The organism is Ferrovibrio sp. (genome assembly GCF_965278975.1).
Lineage (GTDB): Bacteria > Pseudomonadota > Alphaproteobacteria > Ferrovibrionales > Ferrovibrionaceae > Ferrovibrio.
The window spans coordinates 514,878-538,630 of sequence record NZ_OZ257126.1 but is presented as its reverse complement, the minus strand read 5'-3'; the positions used below and the strand labels follow the sequence as shown (position 1 = coordinate 538,630).

The 23,753-nt window shown below is 61.1% G+C and carries 26 protein-coding genes; 8 read left to right on the top strand and 18 right to left on the bottom strand.

The features are described from left to right. Window positions 1-73 precede the first annotated feature (73 nt). Entirely contained in the window at window positions 74-1,060 is a 987-nt protein-coding gene (locus ACQY7X_RS02575; RefSeq protein ID WP_428248282.1) for a cupin domain-containing protein, read from the top strand. Window positions 1,061-1,142: 82 nt separating this feature from the next. Here the strand turns inward: ACQY7X_RS02575 and ACQY7X_RS02570 are convergent, their stop codons facing one another. The 6 genes from ACQY7X_RS02570 to ACQY7X_RS02545 form a co-directional block, all read right to left on the bottom strand. Beyond that, a complete protein-coding gene (locus tag ACQY7X_RS02570; protein WP_428248281.1) occupies window positions 1,143-1,859 on the bottom strand; it encodes an ABC transporter ATP-binding protein in 717 nt (238 codons plus the stop codon). After that, window positions 1,856-2,617: an ABC transporter ATP-binding protein gene (locus ACQY7X_RS02565; protein WP_428248280.1), complete on the bottom strand. Its 762-nt coding sequence runs from the start codon at window positions 2,615-2,617 to the stop codon at window positions 1,856-1,858. The genes ACQY7X_RS02570 and ACQY7X_RS02565 overlap by 4 nt, the downstream gene beginning before the upstream one ends. A 4-nt stretch (window positions 2,618-2,621) precedes the next feature. Further along, complete coding sequence (locus ACQY7X_RS02560; RefSeq protein WP_428248279.1) at window positions 2,622-3,548, bottom strand: branched-chain amino acid ABC transporter permease; 927 nt, start codon at window positions 3,546-3,548, stop codon at window positions 2,622-2,624. Window positions 3,549-3,557: 9 nt separating this feature from the next. Continuing rightward, the gene (locus ACQY7X_RS02555; RefSeq protein ID WP_428248278.1) at window positions 3,558-4,457 is read right to left on the bottom strand and encodes a branched-chain amino acid ABC transporter permease; all 900 of its coding nucleotides are present in this window, start codon (window positions 4,455-4,457) and stop codon (window positions 3,558-3,560) included. Between the two features lie 22 nt (window positions 4,458-4,479). Then, window positions 4,480-5,595 (bottom strand): ABC transporter substrate-binding protein, encoded by a 1,116-nt coding sequence (locus ACQY7X_RS02550; RefSeq protein WP_428248277.1) that lies wholly within the window; start codon window positions 5,593-5,595, stop codon window positions 4,480-4,482. Window positions 5,596-5,660: 65 nt separating this feature from the next. Then, a complete protein-coding gene (locus tag ACQY7X_RS02545) occupies window positions 5,661-6,017 on the bottom strand; it encodes a RidA family protein (protein ID WP_428248276.1) in 357 nt (118 codons plus the stop codon). Window positions 6,018-6,172: 155 nt separating this feature from the next. On the opposite strand from ACQY7X_RS02545, the gene ACQY7X_RS02540 reads away from it, so the two are divergent. Next, complete coding sequence (locus ACQY7X_RS02540; protein ID WP_428248275.1) at window positions 6,173-6,805, top strand: TetR/AcrR family transcriptional regulator; 633 nt, start codon at window positions 6,173-6,175, stop codon at window positions 6,803-6,805. A 3-nt stretch (window positions 6,806-6,808) separates the two neighbouring features. Continuing rightward, a complete protein-coding gene (locus ACQY7X_RS02535; RefSeq protein WP_428248274.1) occupies window positions 6,809-7,621 on the top strand; it encodes an alpha/beta hydrolase in 813 nt (270 codons plus the stop codon). On the opposite strand, the gene ACQY7X_RS02530 is transcribed toward ACQY7X_RS02535, so the two are convergent. The 6 genes from ACQY7X_RS02530 to ACQY7X_RS02505 all read right to left on the bottom strand — a co-directional run bounded on the left by ACQY7X_RS02530 (window position 7,607) and on the right by ACQY7X_RS02505 (window position 12,359). After that, window positions 7,607-7,927: a DUF4286 family protein gene (locus ACQY7X_RS02530; protein WP_428248273.1), complete on the bottom strand. Its 321-nt coding sequence runs from the start codon at window positions 7,925-7,927 to the stop codon at window positions 7,607-7,609. The genes ACQY7X_RS02535 and ACQY7X_RS02530 overlap by 15 nt on opposite strands. A 22-nt stretch (window positions 7,928-7,949) precedes the next feature. Further along, a complete protein-coding gene (locus ACQY7X_RS02525) occupies window positions 7,950-9,122 on the bottom strand; it encodes a M24 family metallopeptidase (RefSeq protein ID WP_428248272.1) in 1,173 nt (390 codons plus the stop codon). Between the two features lie 195 nt (window positions 9,123-9,317). Then, on the bottom strand, window positions 9,318-9,761 hold the full coding sequence (locus tag ACQY7X_RS02520; protein ID WP_428248271.1) for an RbsD/FucU family protein: 444 nt from the start codon (window positions 9,759-9,761) through the stop codon (window positions 9,318-9,320). Continuing rightward, window positions 9,755-10,618 carry an amidohydrolase family protein gene (locus ACQY7X_RS02515; protein WP_428248270.1) on the bottom strand — a complete coding sequence of 288 codons (864 nt, stop codon included), beginning with the start codon at window positions 10,616-10,618 and terminating at the stop codon, window positions 9,755-9,757. Before ACQY7X_RS02515 ends, ACQY7X_RS02520 begins: the two co-directional genes overlap by 7 nt. Beyond that, window positions 10,615-11,664 carry an aldo/keto reductase gene (locus tag ACQY7X_RS02510; protein WP_428248269.1) on the bottom strand — a complete coding sequence of 350 codons (1,050 nt, stop codon included), beginning with the start codon at window positions 11,662-11,664 and terminating at the stop codon, window positions 10,615-10,617. The genes ACQY7X_RS02515 and ACQY7X_RS02510 overlap by 4 nt, the downstream gene beginning before the upstream one ends. Continuing rightward, window positions 11,661-12,359 (bottom strand): alpha/beta fold hydrolase, encoded by a 699-nt coding sequence (locus ACQY7X_RS02505; protein WP_428248268.1) that lies wholly within the window; start codon window positions 12,357-12,359, stop codon window positions 11,661-11,663. The genes ACQY7X_RS02510 and ACQY7X_RS02505 overlap by 4 nt, the downstream gene beginning before the upstream one ends. 202 nt (window positions 12,360-12,561) lie before the next feature. On the opposite strand from ACQY7X_RS02505, the gene ACQY7X_RS02500 reads away from it, so the two are divergent. Both ACQY7X_RS02500 and ACQY7X_RS02495 read left to right on the top strand, forming a co-directional pair. After that, complete coding sequence (locus tag ACQY7X_RS02500) at window positions 12,562-13,575, top strand: LacI family DNA-binding transcriptional regulator (protein WP_428248267.1); 1,014 nt, start codon at window positions 12,562-12,564, stop codon at window positions 13,573-13,575. Window positions 13,576-13,760: 185 nt separating this feature from the next. After that, window positions 13,761-14,927, top strand: a complete 1,167-nt coding sequence (locus ACQY7X_RS02495; protein WP_428248266.1) for a fumarylacetoacetate hydrolase family protein — start codon at window positions 13,761-13,763, stop codon at window positions 14,925-14,927. An 18-nt stretch (window positions 14,928-14,945) separates the two neighbouring features. Here ACQY7X_RS02495 and ACQY7X_RS02490 read toward each other — a convergent pair whose 3' ends face one another. The 4 genes from ACQY7X_RS02490 to ACQY7X_RS02475 are packed head-to-tail and all read right to left on the bottom strand — an operon-like array spanning window position 14,946 to window position 19,365. Then, entirely contained in the window at window positions 14,946-16,178 is a 1,233-nt protein-coding gene (locus ACQY7X_RS02490) for a family 10 glycosylhydrolase (protein ID WP_428248265.1), read from the bottom strand. Between the two features lie 21 nt (window positions 16,179-16,199). Further along, window positions 16,200-17,039 (bottom strand): carbohydrate ABC transporter permease, encoded by an 840-nt coding sequence (locus ACQY7X_RS02485; RefSeq protein WP_428248264.1) that lies wholly within the window; start codon window positions 17,037-17,039, stop codon window positions 16,200-16,202. Window positions 17,040-17,046: 7 nt separating this feature from the next. Further along, window positions 17,047-17,991, bottom strand: a complete 945-nt coding sequence (locus ACQY7X_RS02480) for a carbohydrate ABC transporter permease (protein ID WP_428248263.1) — start codon at window positions 17,989-17,991, stop codon at window positions 17,047-17,049. A gap of 30 nt (window positions 17,992-18,021) precedes the next feature. Next, window positions 18,022-19,365, bottom strand: a complete 1,344-nt coding sequence (locus ACQY7X_RS02475) for an extracellular solute-binding protein (protein ID WP_428248262.1) — start codon at window positions 19,363-19,365, stop codon at window positions 18,022-18,024. 165 nt (window positions 19,366-19,530) lie between these two features. Here ACQY7X_RS02475 and ACQY7X_RS02470 point away from each other — a divergent pair, with 165 nt between their 5' ends. The 3 genes from ACQY7X_RS02470 (at window position 19,531) to ACQY7X_RS02460 (ending at window position 22,196) form a co-directional block, all read left to right on the top strand. Then, window positions 19,531-20,580: an ABC transporter ATP-binding protein gene (locus ACQY7X_RS02470; protein WP_428248261.1), complete on the top strand. Its 1,050-nt coding sequence runs from the start codon at window positions 19,531-19,533 to the stop codon at window positions 20,578-20,580. A gap of 64 nt (window positions 20,581-20,644) precedes the next feature. Next, window positions 20,645-21,283: a VOC family protein gene (locus ACQY7X_RS02465; RefSeq protein ID WP_428248260.1), complete on the top strand. Its 639-nt coding sequence runs from the start codon at window positions 20,645-20,647 to the stop codon at window positions 21,281-21,283. Between the two features lie 40 nt (window positions 21,284-21,323). Further along, on the top strand, window positions 21,324-22,196 hold the full coding sequence (locus ACQY7X_RS02460; RefSeq protein WP_428248259.1) for an SMP-30/gluconolactonase/LRE family protein: 873 nt from the start codon (window positions 21,324-21,326) through the stop codon (window positions 22,194-22,196). Here the strand turns inward: ACQY7X_RS02460 and cofC are convergent. Then, window positions 22,181-22,804: a 2-phospho-L-lactate guanylyltransferase gene (cofC, locus tag ACQY7X_RS02455; RefSeq protein WP_428248258.1), complete on the bottom strand. Its 624-nt coding sequence runs from the start codon at window positions 22,802-22,804 to the stop codon at window positions 22,181-22,183. The two genes, ACQY7X_RS02460 and cofC, sit on opposite strands and share 16 nt — an antisense overlap. Window positions 22,805-22,807: 3 nt before the next feature. After that, a complete protein-coding gene (gene cofD, locus ACQY7X_RS02450) occupies window positions 22,808-23,746 on the bottom strand; it encodes a 2-phospho-L-lactate transferase (RefSeq protein WP_428248257.1) in 939 nt (312 codons plus the stop codon). Window positions 23,747-23,753 lie beyond the last annotated feature (7 nt).

Here is a 23,753-nt window from a genome sequence, read left to right as displayed (position 1 = left end):
TAATACTATACTTTTATACAATAAGAGTATAGTTTTCGGACCAGGACGATAAATTATTCTTAGGAGGATGATCGTGCTGAATACCCCGTCCCGTGGTCTCATCATCCAGCGTGAAGAGGCGCAAAGCTGGTGGCAGCCGGCCCCGTCGCATGGCTGCATGAACACCATTCTCACGCCCGAGAATTGTCCGTCTAACACCTTCACGGTGGCGACGCAGTATATCGATGAAGGCTGCGTTATCCGGCATCATGCCCACGACGCTGCCGAGGAAATCCTTTTCCTCTACGAGGGGGAAGGCACCTTGCATCTGAATGGCCAGGATTTCGAGGTTGGCCCGGGTGCCACCTGCCTGGTCGGGCGTTATACGCTGCATGCGCTGCTGAACAAGTCGCCAGGCACCATGAAGGTGCTGGCCGTGCTGTTCCCCCCCTGCGCTGAGATTACTTGGCGCGGCATGGGCCGGCCGCGTGTCTGGGGTGAACCGCCGCCGCCGCGCTATGGCCGCGAGCAGATACCGGACATGAAGGACCTGCTGGTGCAGGGCCGCTTCGCCGATCCGGCGCGCATCACCAGCGCCAAGCCGGAGGAACGGGGTGCGGCGATCTGCATGCAGCCGGATGAAGGCGTGTCCTACTGGCAGCCGCAACCGACCGGTGGCTTCGTTACCTGGAAGCTGTGGCATGACACCATGACCAGTAACATGTTTGCCATGGGCACCCAGAGCATCCCACCGGGTGGTGTGATGCCGGCACGTTCCTTTGGCCGTGCAGAAGGCGTGTTCTTCGTCTATCGCGGCGAGGGTATTGCCACGGTGGATGGTGAAACCCGCCCCATCGGGCCGGAGACCACGGTCTATGCCGGGCGCAATGCCGTGCATTCGCTGGCCAATACCGGCAAGGAGCCGTTGGAATTCGTGTGGATTAACACGCCGCCGGGGCCGGAGCAGACCACCCGCCTGCTTGGCAAGCCGCGCCGGCATGGCGAGGCAGCGCCGGCGCCCTTCGAGCATGAAGCCGGCTGGGAGAGGGCCTGGGCCTGGGCCGGCCAGACACCTGGCTGAAACAGGTGTGAATAAACCAAAAGAGGGCCGCGATCCCCATCGCGGCCCTTTTCGTTGCCCAGCGCCATAGCGCCGGAATATTTCAAGCCACAGAGCCGCCGAGATAGGCATCACTCACCTTGGGGTCTCGCGCCAGAGCTGCGGCCTCACCAGACATCACGATCTGGCCGTTCTCCAGCACGTAGGCACGGTTGGCAACGCCCAGTGCCATGGCGGCATTCTGCTCCACCAGCAGGATGGTGGTGCCGGCCTGGTTGATGTCTCGGATGATCGAGAAGATCACTTTCACCAGTTTTGGTGCCAGGCCCATCGAAGGCTCATCCAGCAGCAGGATGCGCGGTTTGGCCATCATGGCGCGGCCCATGGCCAGCATCTGCTGTTCGCCGCCGGAAAGGGTGTCGGCCATCTGGTGGCGGCGCTCATGCAGCACGGGGAAGCGTTCGAAGATTTGCGCCTTCTCTCGCTCAAGATCAGCTTCCTTGGCGCGCGAATAAGCGCCCATTTCCAGATTCTCGTCGATAGTCATCTCACGGAACACGCGACGGCCTTCCGGCACATGCGAGACGCCGGCGCGTACCACGTCGCTGGGGGCGGCACGGCTGAGCGATTTGCCCTCCAGCACGATTTCGCCGCTGGCCGGCAGTAGACGTGAAATAGCCTTGAGTAGAGAGGTCTTGCCGGCACCGTTCGCGCCAATCAGAGCGACGACCTCGCCGCTATTCACGGACAGAGATACATCGCGCAAAGCCGGGATGCGACCATAGGAAACGGAGAGGGATTTGATATCGAGCAGGCTCATGCCGCATCCTCCTCGCCGAGATAAGCTTGCAGCACGCGGGGATTGCTGCGGATCTCAGCCGGCTTGCCCTCTGCGATCTTCACGCCATGATCCATCACGATAATACGATCGGATACACCCATCACCAATTTCATGTTGTGCTCGATCAGGAAGATGGTGATGCCGCGTTGCCGCACCCGTTCGATGGTTTCCATCATGACGCCGACTTCCGTCGGGGTCATGCCGGCGGTCGGTTCATCCAGCAGGATCAACGAGGCATCGGTTGCCAGCGCGCGCGCCATTTCCAGCCGCCGCTGTTCACCATAGGAAAGCGCCGAAGCGAGATAATTCGCCTTGTCCGCCAGGCCCAGCAGCTCAAGCAACGCAGTGATGCGTTCGCTTTCCTCGCGCTCGCGCCGCAAGGTAGCGGGCAGGCGGAAAATGGCACCCAGCGCCGAGACCGGAGAATGGCACTGGCAGGCAACGCGCATGTTATGCGTCACCGTCATATCCTGGAATAACTCAATATTCTGGAAGGTGCGGCCGATGCCGAGCCGGGCAATGGCATGCGGCGGCAGGCCGTTGATTTCCTGGCCCTTGAACAGGATGCTGCCGGTATCAGCCGCATAGAAGCCGGTGATCATGTTGAAGGCCGAGGTCTTGCCGGCGCCATTCGGCCCTATCATCGACACGATCTCGCCGGCCTGCAGCTCGAAGCTGGCATCGGATACGGCCTTGAGGCCGGCGAAGCTTTTGGCCAGATTGCTTACTTTCAACATGGCATCAGCTCCGGCGCCAGAACAGGGCCGCGGTGCCCACCAGGCCGCGCGGCACGAAGATCATCAGCACCATCAGCAACAAGCCGTAGATCAGCATGTTGTAGTCTTTCAGCATGGTGAGGGTTTCGCGCAGATAGACCACGATCACGGCGCCGACCAGCGGGCCGGTAAGCGTGCCCATTCCACCAATCACGGTCATGATCAGCAGGTTGATCGATTCCCCGAGGCCAAAAGCATCCGGCGCGATATAGCGATTGAGGTGGGCGTAGAGCGAACCGCCGATGCCGGCAAAAGTGGTGGAGATGGCAAAGGCAAGTACTTTGGTGCGCTGCAGGTCGATGCCCATGGCGGCGGTGGCCTTGGGGCTGTCCCGCACCGCTACGAAGCGTGAGCCGAAATGCGAGCGGACCAGATTCCAGTAAACCAGGAAGGCCAGGGCACCGATCACCAGCACCAGATAGTATTTCGCCGTCGGGGTATTGAAGCTGTAGCCGAACAGGGCGGGATGCGGGATGCGCGAGATGCCGGTGGGGCCGCGCGTTACCACTTCCCAGTTCACCAGGGTCATCTTCACGATCTCGCCGAAGCCGATGGTGGCCATGCCGAGATAGGAGCCTTCCAGCTTCAGTGAAGGCGTGCCGACGATGTAGCCGAGAATGAAGGCGACGATGCCCGCGAAAAGCAGGCCGATCCAGAAGGGCAGGCCGAGATCGATGGTGGTGAGGGCCGAGACATAGGCGCCTACAGCGAAATAGGCCGCATGACCCAGCGAAATCTGGCCGGCATAGCCGAAAACCAGGTTCAGCCCCATGGCCACGATGGCGTAGATGCCGATCAGTGAGTAGATGTGCAGTGTATAGGGATTGGCACCGAAGACCGGCAGTAGCGCCAGGATTGCAATGGTGGCGGCGATGGCGAGGTAGGTTTTCATCTCACAGCCTCAGACGCGGCGTTGCACGGGCTTAAGCAGCAGGCCGGAGGGCTTGTACTGCAGGAACAGGAGCAGCAGCGCGAAGGCGACCACATCCTTGTAGACCGAGGAGATCAACGCGATCACCAGACTCTCCGCCAGGCCGAGCAGCAGGCCGCCGAGCAAAGCCCCGCGCATCGAGCCGAGACCGCCGATTACCGCAGCGGTAAAGCCCTTCAAGGCATAGCCGGCGCCCATGGTGGGATAAGCGAAGGAAATCGCGCCAATCAGCAGGCCGCCGACCGCGCCGACGCCGGCGGAAAGGCCGAAGGTCCAGGAATCGGCGGCAGCCAGGCGCACGCCCATCAGGGCGGCGGTTTCACGGTCCTGGGCTGCGGCACGCAGTCCCTTACCGATCCAGCTGCTTTGCAGGAAGAAATTCAGGGCCGCCATCAGGGCGATGGCTACGGCGGTGATCCAGAGATACTCAGTAGGGATCAGCGCGCCGAAAACGGAAAGCGGCTGCTGGTCGAACACCTTGGGGAAGGGCAGGGCCTGCGCACCCCAGACCAGCATGGCGCCGTTCTGCAGGAAGATGCCGGTGCCGATGGTGGAGCAGATGATCAGGATATGCAGGCGTGCCGGATGATTGACATTCGCCTTGAACACCGGGCGATAGGCAACTTTCTCGAATATCACGCCGATGATCGAAACCGCTGCGGCGGTAAGGGGGATGGCGGCCCAGAAGGGCAGACCAAGCGTCACGGTGAAGCCGATGCCGACATAGGCACCCAGCATGAACAATTCACCAGTGGCGAAGTTGATCTGATTCAGGGCTCGCACGGTCAGGCTGAAGGCCAGCGCCACCAGGGCGTAGACGCTGCCGACGGCCAGACCGCTGACGACTTGTTGTAGAAGTGCACCAAGCATCGCCATCCCCTACCCGACTGGATTACTGCGACACCGCTTCGGCGACACCCTGCTTGATCTGCAGGATGATCGCCCCCTGGCCGAGTTCGCCATCCGGCGCACCGGTCTTCATGCCGGTGACGCCGGGGAAGTTCTTCAACGACTTCAGTTCGGCCACCACCTTCTCGCGGTCGGTGCCTACCTTCTCGATTGCCGCCAGCAGCATGTTGATGCTGTCATAGCCCAGGCCGGCCACCGGGTTCGGGTCGGTCTGGTAGGCTTTCTTCCACTTGGCGATGAATTCCTTGGTCTGCGGCGCACTATCGGCGTTGGAATAGTAGCTCACCACGGTGACGCCCTCGGCGGCCGAGCCGGCGAGTTCGAGGAAATTGCCCTGCAGCACACCGGAGCTGGCGTAGATCGGCAGGCCGAGGCCCAGCTTCTGTGCGGCCGAGACGATCTTGGCGCCTTCGACATAGAAGCCCCAGAGGATCAGGCTGTCAGCACCGGAAGCCTTGATCTTGTTGATCTGCGAGGCGAAATCCTTGTCTTCGTTATTGAAGGCTTCAGTGATCACCGGCTTCATGTTCAGTTTGGTCAGTGCGGCAGTGGCCGAGGCGAGGCCGCCCTTGCCGTAGTCGGAACTGTCGGAAAGGATGGCGATCTTGGCGGCACCCTTCTTCTTCACGGCATATTCGACCAGCGCCGCGGCCAGAATGGAATCGGTCGGGGTCACGCGCAGCACATAGGGGTTGCCCATCTGCGTCACCTTCGGCGCCACGCCGAGCACCAGATGCGGCACCTTGGCTTCCATGGTCACTTCCAGGGCGGAAAGCGCGGTGGGGCTGTTCGGCGTACCGATCACGGCGAACACGTCATTCTGGAATACCAGGCGGCGCGCGGCATTGGCGGCCACGGTCGGCTGCAACTGGTCATCCTCGATGAAAAGCTGAATCTTGCGGCCCTTGATGCCGCCTTTGGCGTTCACCTCGTCCACCACCATCTTGATCGCATCGCGCTGCGACTGACCAGGCTGGCTGGCAGAGCCAGTAAGGGCACTGAGAGAGCCGATCTTGATGTCCTGGGCCAGAGCCGATTGTGCAGCCAGGGCAAGGACCGAACAGGTAAGGGCGAGGGCAATGGTATGCTTCATGGACATCTGCTTCTCCTTGTGATTGCGCAATGGGGCGAGAGAAATCGACTGGTTAATCAAGGAAATCAGGCTCAGGCGTCTTTTTGTGCCGCCACCACCATGATCTCGATACGGGCATGAGGGCGCGCCAGTTTGGCTTCAACGCAGGCGCGCGCAGGTGCTTCGCCGGCCGGCAGCCAGGCATCCCACACACGGTTCATTTCGTCGTAGTAGCGCATGTCGCTGACCCAGAACTGCGCTGAGAGCAGGCGGTCCCGGCCGGAGCCGGCCTGGGTCAATAGGTCATCGATGGTGGCAAGTATCTGCTGCGTCTCATCCGTGATGGTCGCGCAGGGTGCTTCGGCCACGATACCGGCCAGATGCACCATGCCGGCATAAACCACGGCCTTGCTCATGCGAGCACTGGTATTGATCCGCTTTATCTTCATGTCCCCCGCCAGCTCATCTTTACGATGACCCTGTCATGGGTATGAAATTATACTATTGAAAAATTATAGTCTACATTTTTCTATCCATGGCGATGAAAGTTTGATTCTAGTAGGATCGGGTTTCTCGCCGATTCTAGCCGGGATACAGAAAAGCCATGAATACAGCCCGCAAAAAGCGCAAAATTGAGAAGCGCCGCCAGGAAATTCTCACCACGGCGAAACAGCTTTTTCTCAATAGCTCCTATCTCGACGTCACGATGGACGAGATTGCGGAAGCCGCCGACATGTCGAAGGCGACGATCTACAGCTATTTTGAAAATAAGCTGGAAATATACTCGGCAATCACACTGGCCGATGCCGAGGCACTGGTAGTATCGCTGCAGACTTCGGTGAGCGAGCGCTCCAGCACTCGCGAGAATCTCGGTGCTTTGGCCCGAGCCTACATCACCTTCTTCTTCAATCACCCAGAATATTTCGAGAAGCTGTCGTGGTTCTATTTCCCAGGCCGTGAAAAGCATTTGTCCCGGGCGCAGATACAGGCGGTGGGCGAGAAATTCGAAGCTGCCCGCGATGTAATCGCAAAATGCCTCAATCAAGGCATCAAGCGCGGTGAATTACGCGCCATGGACGTGAAGACGGCGGCCGTTACCATCTATTCGCAGTGGCTGGGATTGGTGTATCTCGCGATCGCAGGAGGCAATACCAAACGCAAGGTGTTCCTGGATATAGAAAAAGCCATCGAATTCGCCGGCGACATGCAGATTGCCGGCTTGATGAAGCGAGCCTGAACCATGGCATTGTGGCAAGGTTTGAGCGACGAGCAGATCGAGCTGGAATACAACCCGCGTCACGCCGTGCCGGATTTTCAACGTCATTTCGAATGGCGTGAAGTGGAAAGCCGGCGCTATCGCGAAAGCCATGGCGCGCCGCAGAGTTTCACCTATGGGCCGGGTGAGCGGCAGGCGGTGGATTTCTTCCCCCATCCTGGCAGCCGCACCACATTCTGCTTCATTCATGGCGGTGCCTGGCGGGCCGGCAGCCGCGCCAATTTCCATTATATGGCGCCGGCCATGCGGGCGCTGGGGCTATCCTTCGCCAGTATCGGCTATCCTTTGGCCCCGCAGGCCACCATGCGCGAAATGGCGCTGGCGGTTGCCGATGCCTTTGCCTTGCTGACCCGCAAGGTATCAGGCGACATCATTCTTTCGGGCCATTCCGCCGGTGCGCAGCTTGCCAGCCTGCTGTTGCTGTCGCATCCGGCAGCGGATCGCGTCACAGGCGCTCTGCTGCTCAGCGGCCTCTATGACTTGAGCGCCGTGGCTCGCACCACGATCAATGATGATGTGAAACTCAGTGATGATGAGATCGCGGAATTCACACCCTTTGGTGCCTCAAAAGGCTGGGCGGCGCCAACGCGTGCCGTTGTTGGGGGCCTGGAAACCGAAGCCTTCAAGGAAGAGTCAAATCGTATCCTTGCTCTCGCACCGGCTTCCGCCAGCCATTATGTGGCATTAGCCAACGAGAATCATTTCTCCATTGTGCGGCAATTCGCTGATGTCGCCTCGCCGCTCAATGCAGAATTGCAGGCTTTAGCTGCCGGCTGAAGCAGCGAAAATACGCTGGTACAGATGGCGTTCCATGGCGGTGAAGCGCGAGACCCAGAATTGCGTGCTTTCGGAAGCCGCGCGCCATTTCTTGTAGGTCTCGCTTTCCACTGCCTCCGGGTTGGCCAGCCGGTATAGCGCGAGATAGCGGATGCCGGGGCCGATCTGGCGGAAACGCTCGGCGGAAATGAAGCCCGGCAGCTGCATCAGCTCGGGAATATGGACATCATTGTACCAGGCATTGTAGGCCGCCTCGTGTTCATCGGCCACGTCGGTCATCATCAGCAGCAGGGCCTGATCTGGCATTGTTTTTTCTCGCATCATTTCCTCACATCACCACATGCAGATCGCGGGGCACGCCCGCAGTCAGATTCTCGGCGCCATCCGCCGTGACCAGTACGCATTCTTCCAGGAAAGCGCCCTGTACCCGGAATTGCGGCACATCATAGGCCGGGATCTCAATGGCCAGGGCCATGCCCTCGCGCAGCACCACGTCGCTGCCTTCATTGATCATCGGATATTCGTAATTCTCCAGTCCGATGCCATGGCCGAAGACGCGCCAGGCTATCGCTTCGGTAGCGGCGCCCTCGCGCATCGCGGCAGCCGCCGCCGCGTAGATATTGCCCAGAGTGGCGCCGGGCTTGATCACGGCAAGAGCCGCATCAATACCGCGCCGGCTTTGGGCATAAAGCCGTGCCTGCAGGTCGCTCACCGGACCGATATTGGCGAAGCGGTGAATATCGATATGGTAGCCATTCAGCACCGGACCACCGGCCAGCATCATCTGCTCGCCCTTCTGCACGCGCCGCGCCGTCGGCGGTCCACAGAACACCGCATAGCGGTCTGGGCCGGAGCGCACCATGATCTGGCCGCCATTGGGGCCGGCATCGGCACCGGCGGCGATCATTGCGCCCCACATGGCGCGGGCGACTTCCTGTTCGTTGATGCCTGGGGCGATCATCGTCAGGCCGGCACGGAAACCCAGGGCCGTGATGGCGCCGAGGCGGCGATATTGTGTCTGTTCCCAGGCCGTCTTGATGATGCGGCAATCCCAGAGCTGGGCGGAGATATCCGCCAGCCGCGCCGCGCCGATACCCTGTTCAATGGCGCTGAGCTCTGCCGCATCGGCGGCGCGGTGCAAGCCCATGGAGCCTTCGATGCCGATGCTGCCGCGCGGCCCGGCGAGCCGCAGCAGCATGGCGATTCCGGCAGCAGGGCTATCCACCGTGGTCACTTCACCCCAGGCGGATTCGCGCATCAGGTTCGCCAGCCCCGGCATGCCGATAAGCTGGGCTTCACCGGCTACTGGCAGGTAGGCGGCAACAAATGCCATGTTCGGCGCAATGATGCTGGGGCGGAAGCCGGTGAGCCAGGCAACATTGGCGCGGTTGAACAGAAGCGCCCCCTGCAGGCCGGTCTCGCTCAGATGGTGCTGTAGCCGGGAGCGCCGTTCGAGATAATCGGATTCCGGAATTGCCGGATAAAGCCGCTGCACGGCCATGAGACATACCCCTGAATAATACTATTATTTTATAATAGTATTATTTCCATACTTAATAATCAACGGGGTATTGATATATCGCTCGGGCAGGGATGTGGCTTGCTGGCTAAGTTGCTTCGGCAATCGAGTGCGGAGTTATGGGTCTGTGCCGGCGGCGCTCGGCGGTTCACTGCAATAGTGAGCGCCTGTAGAGGGTCAGTTGATCACGCCCTTGCGCAGCAGGAAGCAGCCATAGGGACGGCTATCGCCAACCTGAACGACACCGAAGGACTGTTCTCCAGCGCGATAGAAGGCTTCGCGTTCCAGATTCGCCAGCTTGGAGCCGCGTCCAATCTTGGCCGTGATCAATCGTTGCACTTCCCGCTGCACCTCGGGCTGTGCCATGCGCTTATCCACTGGCGCCATGGTGCGGATCGGATCCGGCTCGAAATCATCTATCGGCAGCAAGGTGAGGATCGCTTTCAGGGCCTGCGGCAGCAGAATGCCCGGCATGCGGATCAAGCGACCGGAAACAGTGGCGCGCGCGATGCGTTCGGCTGGATGGTTATCGTCAACGACCGCCAGATCGTCGCCATGGCCCATCGCCGCCAGCATCCAGAGCAGATCGGCGCCGAGAAGCGGATCTATGGTCTTCAGCATACGCGTCGTCCCCGTTGCGAGAGGTAGAGCCTGACGGCATTGCCGCCGAATATGTCCGCCTGCGCTTCAAGTGGCAGTGGCGCCAACAGGGACTGGCAAAGCGCGAACCAGTCGGCATAGCTTCCTGCCAGCTCCAGCACGGGCCAATCACTGCCCCAAAGCAGCCGCGTGGCGCCAAAGCAATCCAGCAGATGCTGCATCGCGGGTAGTATCTCTTCCGGCTGCCAGTTGTTGCCTGCTTCGGTGACCAGGCCGGACAGCTTGCAATGCATCTGCGGCAAAGCAGCAAGGTCCGCGATATCTTTGCGCCAAGTGTTTAGATCGGTTCCTGGCCGGAGGTCGGGCTTGGCGCCGTGGTCGATCACCATGCACAGACCGGGATGACGATCCGTCAATTGCAGCAGACGCGGCAGGTGCAGCGGCTTGATCAGGGCATCGAATACCAGGCCATGTTGCTGCATGGCTGTGAAGGCAGCGTCAAGATTGGGGCGCAGCAGCCAGTCAGGATCCGGGATGTCCTGCACCATCGGGCGCAGGCCCACCAGCAGTGGATCAGATGCAAGGCGTGCGATGTGGGCGGCAGCGTCCGCGGCTTCGAAATCGCACCAGCCGATCACCCCGACCACGCTCTCATTATGCTTGGCAATATCGAGCAGAAACAAAGTTTCGGCTTCAGTCGGCGCGGCCTGCACCAGAATACTGGCGGCAATGCCCTGGGCCCTGCGCAACGGTGCGAGGTCGGCCGGGCCAAAGTCACGATGGATCGGAGCGAGGTCCGGCGTCAGCCAGCCATAATCGCCACGGGCCAGTTGCCAGAAATGCTGATGCGCGTCGATACGTGGTGCAAAGGCAGTCATGCCGGCACCGGCGCTGCCGGATCGAGCAGCCCTTCGTTGCGCAGATCATCCCACAAGGCCGCCGGTATCGGCTGCAAGACAGCCGCGAGATTGCGCTTCACCTCAAGCGGTGAAGTGGCGCCGAGAACAACGCTGGAGACAGCCGGATGCGCCTGAGCGAATTGCAGGGCGGCAGCCGCGAGTGCGACACCATGGGTCGTGCATATCGTCGAGATGCGGCTTACCTTGTTGAGGATCGCAGGCGGTGCCGGGGCGTAGTTATAGCGCGCATCCGGTCGCGGGCCAGTGGCGAGGATACCGGAGTTGAACACGCCGCCCAGCATCACGCCAATGCCCTTGCGCTGGGCTAGTGGCAGAAAGGAAGCGAGCGCCGGCTGCTCCAGTAGTGAGTAGCGGCCAGCCAGCATCATGGTATCGAAATCGCCCGCCCTGGCGAAACGCTCGCACATCTCGGCTTCATTCACGCCGATGCCGATGGCGCGGATGGTGCCGCTTTGGCGCAGGCCGTCCAACGCCCGGTAACTGCCTTCCATGGCTTCGCGAAAACGCTGGTCGATTGCATCGGCGCCATGGGTCCAGATGTCCACGTCATGAATCAGCAGGATGTCGATATGATCAAGGCCCAACCGCAGCAGCGACTGTTCGATGGCGCGCATCGTGCCATCGTAGGAATAATCAATCACGGCACCCTGCTGCAGCCCGCCGAAATAGCCGGAACCATCGCCGCGTGGCCGCGCCGGGTCCATCCAGCGGCCAACTTTGGTGGACAGGATGAAACTGTTGCGCGGCAGGCCGCGCAAGGCGGCGCCGCAGCGCTGCTCGGCCAGGCCATGGCCATAAAGCGGGGCGGTATCGAACAGGGTGATGCCGGCATCATGGGCGGCGCGGACGGTGGCAATGGCTTCGGCATCATCGAGATGGGCATAGAGGTCGCCGATTGGCGCCGCGCCAAAGCCGATGCTGCTGACGGACAGGCCGCTGCGGCCCAATGGCCGGCTGGCGAGCCGGCTTGTCGTATCCGGTGTGGCATGAAGAGCAGGGATCATTGCCGCAGCCATTCGAGCATGAATGCGGTGACGGCAGCCGGTTTTTCCAATGTGGCGCAATGGCCGCAATCCGGCAGCAGATGCAGCGCCGCATGCGGGATGGCGGCAGCCAGTTCATGGGCGCAATCCGGCGGTGTGATCTGGTCATCCTCGCCGCAAATTACCAGTGTGGGGCAGGCTATTCCCGGGAGTGCCGGGCGGGCATCGGGGCGGGTGATCGCCGCCTGCATCTGTCGCTCGATGACAGCGAGGCCGATGGCTTCTGCCATGCCAGCCATGATGTCGCCGAGTGCCGGATCTTTATGGTGTGCGGCATGGAAATCACGGTCCAGTCCGGCCCGCGCCATCGCGCCAACGCCGTCCTTGCGGGCTTGGGCCAGGGCAGCATGACGGCCAGGTGTGGCATTCGGATGTTCTGGGCGTGCCGAGGTGGAAAGCAACGCCAGGCGCTGTATCCGTTCCGGGGCTTGGCGCACCACGGCCAGCGCCACATAGCCGCCCATCGAGCAGCCGGCGAGAGCGAAGACGGGGGGCGCTGAAGCCAGCACCTGCGCCGCCATCTGTTCGATGCGATCGCTATCCAGTGCCGCAACGGGAATTTCTACAGGGCCTGTTGCCGATAGCGCGGCGGCCTGGGGCGCCCAAACACGGTGATCGGATTTCAGTCCGGGAAGCAGTATAATAGGTGCAAGCATGGAGACTCGCTGCTCAGTAATCCGTGCGGATGGATGCGGGGAGGTTTATCGAAACGTTTTGATAATATATCGACATTCGTCCCAACCAGTAATGTGCCAATCCCCAGGAATCCCGGATATATATGGGTTTGTTGGTTGTCAGTGGTTATCAAAACGTTTAGACTATTTCCTGAAGCGACTCAAGGCCCCGGTGATAGATTAAATGGCGAATATCCGTGACGTAGCCAAACATGCCGGGGTTTCCATCGCCACCGTGTCCACCGCCTTGAACGGCACCGGCCCGGTCAGCGAAAAGACCATGCGCCGCATCTGGGAAGCGGTCGAAGCGGTTGGCTATGCCCCGAATGGCATTGCCCGCAGCCTGCGCCTCGGGCGCAGCCGGTTGCTGGGTCTGATCGTCTCGGAAATCACCAACCCCTTCTTTGGCGCCCTGACCCTGGCCGTGGAAAAAGCGGCGCGAGCCCAGGGCTATGCCGTCATCGTCTGCAACAGCAACGAGGACGAGGCCCGCGAACTCGAATTGCTGGAATTGCTTAAAGTGCAGCGCGTGGCCGGTATCCTGGTCGCGCCTTCGGGCCAGGGCGTGAAATACCGCGACAGCCTCTCGCGCGATGCGGGCGCGCCGCTGATCACCATCGATCGGCAGATAGAAGGACTGGAGCGAGATTTCGTCGGTCTCGACAACCGCGCCGCTGGCCGCATGATTACCGATTATATCCTGCGGCTGGGTCATCGCCGGATTGCTTTCATCGGTGGCCGCATGGGGGTTTCCACCAGCGACCTGCGTTTCGAAGGCTTCTGCGATGCCTTGGCTGCTGCTGGATTGCAGGCTGATCCTGCACTCTGTCTGCGCGCAGATTTCCGTGGCGATGCCGCCTACACCGTGGCGCAACCATTGCTGGCCATGGCAGAGCGCCCCACGGCGATTGTCGCCGCCAACAACGTGATGGCCTTGGGTGCCTTGCAGGCTATCGGCGATCTTGGTTTCCGCTGCCCTCAGGATGTTTCCGTGGCCGGTATCGACGATTTCCCCTGGAGCACGGCTCTACGCCCACGCCTCACCACCGTGGCGCAACCGATCGAGGAAATTGGGCAGGCCGCCGTGGAAATGCTTCTGGATCAATTGACGGAGGGTAGCGCGCCAGCCGCTGCCGGGCGTAGCCGCATCTTCCAGCCAACCCTGATCGCGCGGGATTCCTGCGCCGCTGTCGGCTGAGTAGATCCATGCAAAGTGGACACCGCGCTATATGCGCCTGCACGCCGATGATCCGTTGGTTGTCGCCTTCGAAAGATACTTGCCGGCTACCAGAGCGAAAATGTCGCGGTAGAGAATTCTAGCCTTGGCAGATCGGTGTGGTGCTATAGGCTGCCAAGCCAAGTACAGAAAAATAAGGAAACGCCGTGAAATTGACGCAGCAAGAAACTCTGCCTCAGGCCGGTCGCGATGCAGCCCTGGCTGGCCGGGTCTGGTTGCCGGGAGTGGGGCCGGCCGTGGTGCGTATCGATGCCGGAGCGGTCATCGATATTTCGACCAGCTTTGCCACTATGCGCGACCTTTGCGAAACCCCTGATCCAGCCACTGCGCTGCGTGAGGCATCGGGCGCACCCATCGGCAAGCTGCAGGATATTCTCGATGCCAGTATCTCGGCGCGTGGTGATCAGGCGCAGTTGCATCTGCTGGCACCAGTGGACCTGCAGGCGGTGAAGGCCTGCGGCGTAACCTTTGTGGTCTCGCTGATCGAACGTGTGATCGAGGAACAGGCGCGTGGCAATCCGGCAGCTGCGGTGGCAATCCGACAGGAAATACTTGCCACCATCGGCTCCGATCTGCATGGCCTGCGGCCCGGCTCGGAGCAGGCGATGGCGCTGAAGGCGCTGCTGATCGAGCGCAAGCTGTGGTCGCAGTATCTCGAAGTCGGCATCGGCCCGGATGCCGAGGTGTTCACCAAGGCGCCGGTGCTGTCTTCGGTTGGCCATGGCGCCGAGGCTGGCCTGCACCCGAAATCGACCTGGAACAACCCCGAGCCGGAAGTGGTGCTGATTGTCAGCAGCGCAGGTGCCGTAGTTGGCGCCGCGCTTGGCAATGATGTGAACCTGCGCGATGTCGAAGGCCGCTCGGCCCTGCTGCTCGGCAAGGCCAAGGATAACAACGCCAGTTGCTCCATTGGTCCGTTCATCCGCTTCTTCGATGGCGGTTTCTCGCTGGATAGCGTGCGACGGATGACTGTGACGCTACGGATCGAAGGGCCGGATGGCTTCCGTCTCGATGGACGCTCCGACATGGCGCAGATTGGTCGCGATCCACTCGATCTGGTGCAGCAGACCATCAATGCCAACCACCAGTACCCGGATGGCTTTGCGCTGTTCCTCGGCACCATGTTCGCGCCGACCCAGGATCGCGACAAGCCGGGTGCCGGGTTCACCCACAAGGTGGGTGATGTGGTGACCATCGCGGCCCCGGAATTGGGCGCGCTGACTAATGTGATGGCGACATCGGACAAGGCCGCGCCGTGGCGCTTCGGCATTGCCGATCTGATGCGCAATCTGGCAAGGCGGCAGCTGCTTTAAGCAGCCGCCGATCTGGCTTCAGATATGCACGCCGGCCCAGTCCGGCGCCGCGATCCGCTTCAGTGTTGACCAGAGGCCGATTTCCTTGCGGCCACCGCCGCCGATGCCGGCGCCCCAGGCATGCACATTGTTGGATTCCAGCAGGCAGATGCCTTTGGCGCCGCCACGTTTCGCGCCATCGGCCAGGGCCTCGATCCATACCGCGGCCTCATGTGCCGGGCGGGCATGCATGTCGAACACGAACATGCCGATGGTCAGGTCGCCATGACCCTGCATGCGCTCGCGTGCATCCAGTGCCTCGCGCCAGACGCGCGGGGCGTCGATATCGAAGAGGTCCCAGTTATCCATGAACAGGACCACATCATCCACCAGACCGAGGCGGGCCCATTCGGCCCAATCGACGAAAGAGCCACGCCGTGAATCGGTTGGGTAACGCTCCGCCTCCCACCAGGGCATCGGCAGCGCCATGGATTTCAGAGAACGCACGCGCACGCTCAGCTTCTTGCCTGCGCCATGTACCAGGGCAGCGGCCTCGCGCATGAAATCGGTGATCTGGCTTACGCGGAAATCCACCCAGACCGGATCGTCGTTGCGCAAGTTCATAGGATCGGCGCCATGGCGGTTGCGGAATGCCTCGCGCATCATCGGTTCGTAGCCATAGACCGATACGCCGCTGGGATCGACTTCCACGCTGGGCAGATGGCGGAATTCCCATTCTTGAGTTTCGCGGTAGAAATCCAGCATCACGAAATCTGGATCATAGGCGAGCTGTTCGCGGATCATCGCCAGCTTGTGAGCACGCACCGCGGGGTGGGCGAAGCTGAGTTTGCTGCGCCGTGCCTTGCCCTCCCGGGTCTGCGCCCAGCAATCGGGATTGGTGCGGGCCAGCCGGGAGACATCAAGCTGGAAATGCGATTCCTCGAATAGCGGGAACCAGGCGCCGATCTTGAGGCCGCGCTGGCGGCCTATATCGACGGCATCGCGCAGTGGGTCCCACTGCCGCAGATCATAGGCGCGCCGCGCCGAGCCTTCGTTGCCGGGGCGGTCAATGCCGGTGCCGTTTTCGCTGCCCCAGTAAACGTCTTCCAGTTTGGAATGATATTGCGCGCGGGCGCCGAACATGGTGCGCCAGGGTACGCGGGTGATGCCGGCCTGCTGCACCTGATCCAGGATGCGTTCCACCGAGGGGCGGCCCCAACTGCCCCAGGAATTGAACCAGTCGCCATGACTGACTGTGACGTCGACGCGCATGATGAATTTTCCTTCTAGAACTCAGCCTTTCACCGCGCCGGCGGTGATGCCCTGCACGAACCAGCGCTGGATCAGGGTGAACAGCAGCAGCACCGGCAGCGCGGTGAGCGCACCCAGCACCATGATTTCGCCCCAGGGGGCATGGGCGGATGTGGCCATTTCGCCGAGTGCGATGGGAATGGTTTTCATCTCACCGCGAGTCATGATCGCGCTGGAGAACAGGTATTCGCTCCAGGAGATGATGAAGGCAAGGATGCCGACAGACAGCACGCCGGGTGCGGCCAGGGGCAGGATGATCAACCGATAAACCTGCCACAGGCTGGCACCATCGACCACGGCGGCTTCATCCAGCTCACCGGGAATACCACGGAAGAAGGATTGCATCAGCCACAGGCAGAAAGGCAGCGTTAGAATGGTATGGGCCAGGATGGCGCCGGGATAGCTGTTGGTCAGGCCGAGATTGTCCAGAGCTACATACAACGGCAGGAAAATCATGATGGGCGGGATGATGTAGACGAACAATACACCGACAGTGATGGCATCGCGGCCCCAGAAGCGAAAGCGGGTGAGGCCATAGGCGGCCAGCGAACCAAGGAACATGTTCACAGCCGCTGTGCCAAGCGCCACGATCGCGCTGTTGGTGAACCAGCGCCAGGCTTCGGTTTTCTCGAATACTTCACGCAGCCAGAACAGGCTCGGTGTGGTGAACAGGCGTGGCGGCACCGCCAGCAGATCACCCGGTGCACGTAAGGCGGATAGCGCCATCCACAGAAGCGGGAAGCCGGCAACCAGCAGCAGGATGGCGCACCACAGCCAGAGCAGGATGCGCAATGCCAAGGGGGAATGAAGTTTCGCGGTCATGATGGTCTCAATGCGCCGACAGGCTGGCCTTGATGGCGCGGCGGAATACAAAAATCACGGCGCCAATGGCGGCACCCAGCATCAGTGCCAGCACGGCGGCGCGGCCAGGGCGGAAGAAGCCCATGGCTTCCTCGTAAATCCAGATCGGCCAGACATAGGTGCTGCCTGCCGGGCCGCCGCCGGTAAGCAGCCAGGGCAGGTCAAAGGAGGTGGCGGTCCAGATGCCGCGCAACACCACCAAGGCAATGGTTGCGCTGCTCAAGGAGGGCAAGGTGATGAAGCGGAATTGCTGCCAGTGATTGGCGCCATCCAGGCTGGCGGCTTCGTACAGCGAATGATCGATCTGCTGCAATGCGGCCCAGTAGATCAGCATGGCGAAGGGAAAGCCATGCCAGACATTGGCCATCACCACCAGCCAGATGGCGGCATCGGCGGAGCCGAGCGGCGAGGAATTGAGCGGAAACAGGCTAAGGCTTTGCAGCCAGAAAGTCAGGATGCCGGTACCGTCATTGAACATCCAGCGCCAGATCAGCGCGAGCGAGATGGCGGGGACGGCATAGGGCAGCAACAGCAGGCTGCGGAACAGGCGGCCGCCTCGCTGCAGGCGGTTCACTGCCAGGGCAGCCAGCAGGCCGATCAGCAATTGGCCGACGATGGAAGCGACAGTCCAGAGTAGCGTTGTGCCGCTGATCGCCTGAATCTTACCGCTATCAAGCACCTTGGCGTAATTGGTCAGGCCGACGAAGCGGCCGGTCTCGCCGATCAGCGAAGCATCGTAGAAACTATAGCGCACCGACTGAACCAGCGGCACAAGCAGGAAACCCGCGAGCAGCAGCAGCACCGGCAGCACCAGCATCCAGCCTTTCAGGGCCGCCCATTCCGCCTGGCCGAAGCGCAGGCGGGAGGGGCGTCGATTGGCGTTCTCGATCATGCTGGTGGCGGACGATGGCATACGGCTACTCGCGGGCGTGATGGTAATTGATCAGGGCTTCTCGAAGGATTGTTTCATGAAGCTGTCGAGTTCGTCGACAGCCTGCTGCACCGTCTGCCGGCCCAGGGCCACCTTCTGCATCGCTTCGTTGATCACGCTGGTGCTTTCCATGATCGAGGAAACCGGATTCAGACCGGCCTCCAGACCATAGCGGTACCAGCGGCTGATGACATCGCGGCGGATCACCTCGATTTCGGGGCCGAAGCGCTTCATGATCGGATCATTCTTGAAGGCTTCGGTGCTGTAAGCACTGTTGATCGCCGGCAGCGCGAAGATGGCGCGGCTATTCGCGCGCTTGGCGACTTCCTCGGATTGCATCAGGCAGGAAACCAGCTTCTTCGAAGCCGCCACTTCCTTATCCGGTGCCGCACCGATCATATGGAAGAAGCCGCCACCCAGGCTGGCCTTCGCCGCACCATCGCGGCCCGGCAGCGGAAACACGCCGAGCTTGTCCAGCAGTTCTGGGCGTTGCTGTTCGACAAACTTAACCACACCGCCCCATTCCGCACCGGCCGCGATCTGGCCGTTCATCAGTGCGGTGCGGATCTCGATCAGTGTCCAGTCGATGCTGGCCGGCGGCGAGAAACGCTTATGCATCTGCATCATGTAATCCAGTGCCGCTACGGCCTCGGCCTTGCGGGCGCCGAAGGCATAGCTGCCGGTCTTAGGGTCGGCCACGGTGATGCCCTGAGCATAGAGCGCGTCGAACAGCGATTGCTGCGCGGCGAAGAATTTTGCGCCCCACGGCACCGCAAAGCCGAATTGATCCGGCTTGCCGTCGCCATCCTTGTCCTTGGTCAGCTTCTCGGCCACCGCCTGTAGTTCAGCCCAGTTGGTCGGCAGCTTCTGGATGCCGGCTTCGGCGAACAGGTCCTTGCGATACCACACGGCATGATGCAGCGCCCAATCCGGCACCGCCCAGGTCTTGCCGCCGGCACTCACGGTATTGAGGAAGGCGGGAATGAAATCGGCCCGGCCATGGCCGTCGATCAGGTCATCCACCGGTGCCAGGCTGTTACGGCTCTGCAGAAAGGCGACTACGCTTTCCACCGTGTTGATCACGTTCGGCGGTTTGCGCTCGCGCAGGGCTGTGGCGAGGCGCGGATACATCACATCGAGGCCGATGCTTTCCGGCCGCACGCTGACACCGGGTTGCTGCGCCGCGCAGCTTTCGATCTGCTGCTTCAGGATCGTTTCGTGGGCTGGCGTGCTCGACTGGTACCAGAAGCTTAGCTGCTGCGCCTGGGCATTCCAGGCATGCAGGCCCAGCAGTGCCGCGGAGGCGGCGAACGTAGCCTTCAGCATGGCGCGGAACGCGCGCGGTTTTTTCGTCATGAATTCCTCCCGGGAAATCGAAACGTTTCGATATTTTCTCGCAATGCACACCGAAAACGTCACCGTGCATTGCAAAAAATATAGATAAGATCGGAAAAGCTTGTCAATCGAAACGTTTCGATATATTTGCCTGGTCCAGACAAACTGGAGGCGAAAGGGAGGGGCATGGCGTCGGTCAGCATCAGCAATCTCAGCAAGAATCTGGGCGGTAACGCCATTCTCAGGAATATCTCGCTTGAGGTCGAGGATGGTGCCTTCGTTGTTCTGGTCGGGCCATCCGGCTGCGGAAAATCCACCCTGCTGCGCACCATTGCCGGGCTGGAGGATGCCAGCCAGGGCGAAATCCATATCGGTGGCCAGGAGGTTACCATGGTGGCGCCGAAAGACCGCGATATCGCCATGGTATTCCAGAGCTATGCGCTCTATCCGCATATGACCGTGCGGGAAAACATGGGGTTTTCCCTGCGGCTGGCTGGAGAGTCGCCGGTCGCAATCGCTGCCGCAGTAGACCGGGTGGCCGATATCCTCGGGTTGCGCCCGCTGCTGGCGCGCAAACCCCGCGAACTCTCCGGTGGGCAACGCCAGCGCGTCGCCATGGGCCGTGCCATTGTGCGCAATCCCAAGGCTTTCCTATTCGATGAACCGTTGTCGAACCTGGACGCCAAACTGCGGGTAAAAATGCGTACCGAGATCAAGGCGCTGCACCAGCGGCTTCAGACCACCATGATCTATGTCACCCATGACCAGATCGAGGCGATGACTCTGGCCGATAAGATCGTAGTGATGCGCGATGGCCGCATTGAGCAGGCCGGCGCGCCGATCACGCTGTATGACTGCCCGGCCAATGTCTTCGTCGCTGGTTTCATCGGCTCACCGGCGATGAATTTCCTGTCTGGCCGCATTGACCAGAGCCGCTTTGTCACGGCGTCCAACGTACCCTTGCCATTGGCCGGTACTGTGCCAATGGCTGGTGCGGTGAGCTATGGCATCAGGCCGGAACATTTCGCACTCGAACCGGAAGGTCTGCCGTTTCGTGTCGAAGTGGTGGAGCCCCTGGGTAGCGAGACACAACTTTTTGGCTCCCTGGCTGGAGAACGCGTCAGCATCTTGCTGCGCCAGCGATTGGTCGTGAAAGCGGGGGACACGATCCCCGTCCGCCCTGAAGTTGAGCATGTCCATCTCTTCGACGAGACCACGGGCAATCGGCTCAACTGATATCAGGCGGCAGCGGCCCGCGACTTACGACCAGATGCTTAGCTGCTATAGTTGACGCTATAGCATGCTGCATCTCGATCATATCACGGTCATTGCTCCGAATCTGGCGGAAGGTGTCGCGCATGTGCGCGCCTGCCTTGATCTGGATGTGCCATTTGGTCAGCGCCATGATTACATGGGCACCCACAACCATTTGCTGCAACTTGGCGGCAGCATCTATCTGGAGGTCATCGCCGCCGATCCGCAGGCCGCTGACCCGGGGCGGCCGCGCTGGTTCGGACTGGATGATGCGAAGAATGTCCGGGCCGAATGGGATGCCGGCAGGCGGCTGCGCGGCTGGGTGGCGCGGGCGGATGGTATCGATGCGGTATTGGCCAGCCATGGTGGGATTTTCGGCAGCAAAATTGCCTTGCCGGTGATCAACTCCGCTTTCGATTTCTCCCTGCCGGCGAACGGGTCCCTGCCGCTTGGAGGCGCGGCCCCCTCGCTTATCGACCGGCGTGGCAAGCCGCGTTCTATGGCGGCCATTCCTGATCTCGGGGCGAGGCTGAAATCGCTCATTCTGGAACACCCAGACTCGGAAGCGATTTCGCGATTCTATGGCGCATTGACGATAGATCGTCCGCCCCTGATCGCCCAAGGGCCCGTACTCCGGTATCATGCGCAGATCGAGACTCCAGCAGGGGTGCGCGAACTGAGCTAAGCGCCGCGTGCGGGGTGCTGGCAGCATTGGTAGGCAATGGATGATGGATGTGGATTGCGAATACCTGATCGACCGGCCGTTGCAGATCGGCGAATCCCCGGTCTGGGATGAACAGCGGCAATGCCTGTGGTTTGTCGATATTCTGGCGCCCGAAATCCTTTGCTTTGATTGGGCGACAAGACGGCTGGCGGTTTATGCCATGCCCAGTGCTGTTGGCAGTATCGGCCTGACCAGCCAGGGTGGCCTGGTGGTTGCCCTGCGCAGCGGCGTGTATTTGTTCGATCCCGATAGCGCTGCGCTGCGCTTCCTGGTGCAGCCTGAGCCGGACCGCCCGATGAATCGACTGAATGACGGCAAGGTGGGGCCTGATGGCTGTTTCTGGATCGGCAGTATCCATGATGCCTCGCCGCGCCAGCCTACCGCCGCGCTCTATCGCGTCACGCCTGAAGGCAAGTCGGTACTCATCCTGGATGGCCTGAAAGCATCCAATGGGCTGGCCTGGAGTCCCGATGGCGGCGTGCTGTATCACGCCGATACGCGCGGGCCTTATATCGCCGGATATCGCTTTGATCCTGACACGGGCGCTCTGTCTGACAGGCGTCTGCTGCGCGAATGTGACGAAGCAACAGGTCTGCCCGATGGGGCGGCGGTGGATGCAGATGGCAATTATTGGAGCGCTGGCGTGAGTGCCGGCTGCCTCAACAGGCTGTCACCGGAAGGCCAATTGCTGGAGAGTCTGCGCCTACCTGTAGCGGCGCCGACGATGCCTTGTTTCGGCGGGCCGGACTTGCGTACTGTTTTCGTCACTTCGTTGGCCAAGGCCACCGCCAACGGCACGCAGCCGGGAACCTTGATCAGTTTCCGCGTTGAGACGCCAGGCCTGCTTGCGCCGCGCTTTCACACTCTGGCTTGATTTGGTTCGGCACTGTTTTGCCAGGCGGCATAATCTTCTGGTGTATCGACATCATGGGATAGGGTGGGTTCGCGCAGGATATGGGCGGCGATGCCGAGGCGTGACGCTTCCTTTTGATGCAACGTGAAGCTGCCTGACCCGAAGTGAAACTGGAAGTTTTGTGCAATGCCAGGGCCCAGACGTAACAGGTTGGTACCTTGTTCGGAGTGATCTGGCACCAACAGGATATCCGCAGTCGTTTCGATGGCAGTGCGTAATGCCTTCGGGGTTGCCCGAGGCAGGTCCGTCGGCAACACCAGGAGTCCGCGTCGGGAAAAATCCTGACGCTGTCGTGCAAGTTGCTGAACTGCGCCAGCAAGTGCCTTGTTCAGACCGTCGGTAGCCTCAGCAAGAGCAGAGACGCCGGCAGCTTCAGCCATTGCAGCTACGTCACGGTCGGCGGTGACAACATGGATGTCGCTGCTTGGCACCAATGCAGCAATCCGCGTCAGTGTGTCATGGAGAAAACACCGGCATAATCCGGCACGCCCGGCAGGTTCAAGTATCGGCGCTAGCCGGCTCTTGCCCTTGGTGAAAGCGCGGCACGGGATCAGTACCAGGGGCGGCATGGATCAACCATCGATCGGGAGGGACTCGGCAAAGCGCAGCACAGTTGCCGCCAGTCGCTCGCTGTCCTCCGCATTACGCATCAAGGTGTCGGTAATTAGCACAGCCATGCCGCAAGCCTCGATTGCCGGAGCCAGTGGCGCATCGGCATTGTCGATCACCAGGCCATGCAGCAGGCCGCGATACTTTTCGGCAACGGTAAGGCTTGAGGAGGCATGGCCCAGTTCACGCATCATCTTCGCTGCCGGCCCCTTCACGGCGGCCCCGCCGATGATTGGCGATACCGCGACGCGCGGCGCTCTGGCGGCCATCAGGTGGGCGTGCATGTCACCCACAGCCAGGATCGGATCGATGCTGACATAGGGATTGGAGGGGCAGAACACGATGGCTTTGGCTTCAGCGATGGCTCCTGCCACCGCCACTGGAACCCGGGCGCTGCTGGCGCCGTCAAATTGCAGGTCGCTGATAACAACATCGCAGCGGCGGCGCACGAAGTAATCCTGAAAATCCAGCAGGCCTTCCTTAGTCTGCACCCGGGTGCGTACGATATCGTCGCTCATCGGCAGGATGCGGCTTGCAATACCGTAGCGCTGGGCAAGGCGATGGGTCACCTGCGTCAGACTGTCACCCCGGCTCAGCCACTCGCGGCGCAGCAGATGCGTGGCGAGATCGCGGTCGCCAAGCAGGAACCAGTCCGGTCCGCCAAGGTCGCGAAGCTGGGCCATGAAATTCCAGGTGTCACCGGCAACACCCCAACCTGTTTCCGGGTTGGCCCGGCCAGCCAGGGTATATGTAACGGTATCGAGATCCGGGCTGATCGGCAGGCCAAGATGCTCGAAATCGTCGCCGGTATTGACGATGACACTTAAGTGGTCGCCAAGCAGAGCTGCCAAACCTCGCGACAGGCGCGCGCCACCCACACCACCGGCCAGGGCGGCGATCATGCCGGGG